The 3049-nt window shown below is 73.9% G+C and carries 2 protein-coding genes; one reads left to right on the top strand and one right to left on the bottom strand.

Annotated elements, in window-relative coordinates:
• Nucleotides 1–1125 (bottom strand): AMP-binding protein (locus B7L92_RS34490; protein ID WP_081241173.1); only part of this gene is annotated, 1125 nt, incomplete at its 3' end.
• Nucleotides 1126–1288: 163 nt separating this feature from the next.
• On the opposite strand from B7L92_RS34490, the gene B7L92_RS34485 reads away from it, so the two are divergent.
• A partial coding sequence (locus B7L92_RS34485) for a serine hydrolase domain-containing protein (RefSeq protein ID WP_107501703.1) occupies nt 1289–3049 on the top strand: 1761 nt, incomplete at its 3' end.

The following is a 3049-nucleotide window of genomic DNA, read 5'->3' as shown; positions in this document are numbered from 1 at the left end:
GTCGCGGAAGGCCTCGGCGGTCTCCTCCGGCTTCTCCCAGTAGCCCTCGCACAGCTGCGGCGAGCGGTACACGATCTCGCCCGGGGTCCCGTCGGGCACGTCCTTGCCGTCCTCGTCGACGACGCGCGCGTCCACGAACAGCACGGGCCGCCCGCAGGAGTCCATGCGCCCCCGGTGCTCGTCGGGGCCGAGGACCGTGGCCAGCGGACCGATCTCGCTCTGCCCGAAGCAGTTGTAGAAGGCCAGCGAGGGCAGCCGCTCCGTCAGCCGTTCCAGCACCGGAACCGGCATGATCGACGCCCCGTAGTACGCCTTGCGCAGTCCGCTCAGGTCCCGGGTCCCGAAGTCGGGGCGGTTCGCCAGGCCGATCCACACGGTGGGCGGCGCGAACAGGCTGTCCGCGCGGCCCGCCTCGATCAGGTCGAAGAGCCGGTCCCCGTCGGGCGCGTCGAGGACGACGTTGGTCGCGCCGACCGCGAGGTAGGGCAGCAGGAAGACGTGCATCTGCGCCGAGTGGTACAGCGGGAGCGCGTGCACGGGGCGGTCGCCCGCGGCGAGGTCGAGCGCGGTGATGGCACTCAGGTACTCGTGCACCAGGGCCCGGTGGGTCATCATCGCGCCCTTGGGCAGCGCGGTGGTGCCGGAGGTGTACAGCAGCTGCACCAGGTCCTCGGAGCGCGGCTCGGGGCCGTCGTACGCGGGCGCCCCGGCCAGCCGCGCGAGCAGCGAGTCGCCGGCGTCGCGCAGCGGCAGCGTCCGCACGCCGTCCGGCAGCCGGGCGGCGAGGCCGGGGTCGGTGAGCACCAGGGCGCTGCCGGACTGCTCGACGAGGTAGGCGAGATCGCCACCGGTGAGGTTCTGGTTCACCGGTACGTGCACCAGGCCCGCGCGGGCGCAGGCGAGGAAACCGATCAGATAGGCGTCGGAGTTGTGGCCGTAGGCGCCGACCCGGTCGCCGGGTGACAGCCCCTCGGCGAGGAGGACGCTCGCCGCGCGGGAGACGGCGGTGTCGAGTTCGTCGTAGGTCCAGATGCGGTCGCCGTACTCGACGGCGACGCGCGCCGGGGTGCGCCGGGCGCTGCGTCGCAGGACTCCGTCGACCGTACTGCCGTGTCCGGGCGTCATGACAGATGATCCTCGGTTCACCGGCCGGGAAAGGTCAAGACACCGGCCCGCGGACTGTCCGCCCCATTGACAGGCACCGCGCCTGACAGGAAAGTTTCACCCCGCAAGGCGACCCCCGAAAGATTCTTTCAGCCGCGCAGGGCGACGACACGGGAGGAACCTCATGACGGACGAAGGGGCGAGAGGAATCACGCGCCGCCGACTGGGCGGACGGGCACTGGCCCTGGGCGGCGCCCTCGCGTTCGCCGCCCTCCCGGCCGGCCCGGCCTCGGCCGCCCCGCCGGGCGGCGGCCGTCCGACCCTGCGGCACGGATCGGCCCGGCGCGCCGGGCTGCTCCCCGAGCACCTGCGGCAACTCGTCGCCGACGCCGAGGCCTTCCTCGGCCCCTCCCCCCAGCACCCCTGGTACGCGGGCGCCGTCCTGCTCGCCGGACGCGGCGGCACCGTGGCGCTGCACGAGCCCATCGGCATGGCGGTGCGCTACCGCGCGTACGACGAGGAGAGCGACACCGGTGTCGAGTTCCCGGCGGAGCAGCAGATCCCGATGGCCGAGGACACCGTCTTCGACCTGGCCTCGGTGTCGAAGCTGTTCACCTCGATCCTCGCCGTGCAGCAGATCGAACGGGGCGCGCTGGAACTGGAGTCGCCCGTCGCCTCGTACCTGCCGGACTTCGGACGCGCCGGCAAGCAGGACGTGACGATCCGCCAGCTGCTCACGCACACCTCCGGTTTCCGCGCCTGGATCCCGCTGTACGAGGCGCCGACGTACGAGGAGAAGGTCCGGCTGGTCCTCGACGAGGCGCCCATCGCCCCGCCCGGCAGCGCGTACCTGTACTCGGACCTGAACCTGATCTCGCTCCAGCTGGTCCTGGAGGAGGTCACCGGCCGCCCCCTGGACGTGCTCCTGCACGAGGAGATCACCGGCCCGCTCGGCATGCGCCGCACCCGCTACAACCCGCCCGCCTCCTGGCGGCCGCGCATCGCCGCCACGGAGGACGCCCGCAAGCCGTGGTCCGGTCTCGACCGGGGGCTGGTGTGGGGCGAGGTGCACGACGAGAACGCCCACAGCCTGGGCGGGGTCGCGGGGCACGCGGGCGTGTTCTCCTGCGCCTGGGACCTGGCGGTGCTCGGACGGACCCTGCTCAACGGCGGCGTCCACGGCCGGGCGCGCGTCCTGGAGCCCGAGTCGGTGGAGCTGATGTTCACCGACTTCAACACCGCCTTCCCCGGGGACGAGCACGGGCTCGGCTTCGAGCTCCACCAGCACTGGTACATGGGGGCGATGGCCACCCCGCGCACGGCCGGGCACACCGGGTTCACCGGGACCTCGCTGGTGCTCGACCCGACGACCGACTCGTTCCTCGTCGTGCTGGGCAACTCGGTTCACCCGGTGCGCCGTTGGCGGTCCGGTTCGGCTCCCCGGGTGGTCACCGCGAACCGTCTCGCCCGTGCGGTCCCGGTCCGGCCGGCGCGGGGACGCACGGCCTGGTTCTCCGGGATGGGGAGTGCGACGACGGCGACCCTCGCGCTGCCCGCGCTGGACACGGCGTCCGGCGACGCACGGCTGCGCTGCGCCCTGTGGTGGGACACCGAGCCCCGCGCCGACGTCCTCGTACTGGAGGCGAGCACGGACGGCGGGACGACCTGGCAGGGGGTGCCGTTCACCACGCGGCGCCGGGGCGGGGAGCCGGAGCGGCATCCGTCGGGCACGGCCACCGGCTGGTCGGGCCGCGTCTGGCACGCGCTCACCGCGGCCCTGCCCGCCGCACCGGGCCTCGCGCTGCGCTGGCGGTACACGACGGACCGGCTGTACGTCGGGCGCGGCGCGTACGTCGACGCGGTACGGGTCGAGACGGCGGCGGGCGGCGTGCTCTTCGACGAGGCCCGGCCGGCGGACGCGGGACGCGTCCGCCGGCCGGGCCTC

Source organism: Streptomyces viridosporus (assembly GCF_002078235.1).
In the GTDB taxonomy this organism is placed as follows: domain Bacteria; phylum Actinomycetota; class Actinomycetes; order Streptomycetales; family Streptomycetaceae; genus Streptomyces; species Streptomyces viridosporus.
Note: the sequence above shows the minus strand (reverse complement) of the source record. Positions and strands in the feature narration are given on the sequence as shown.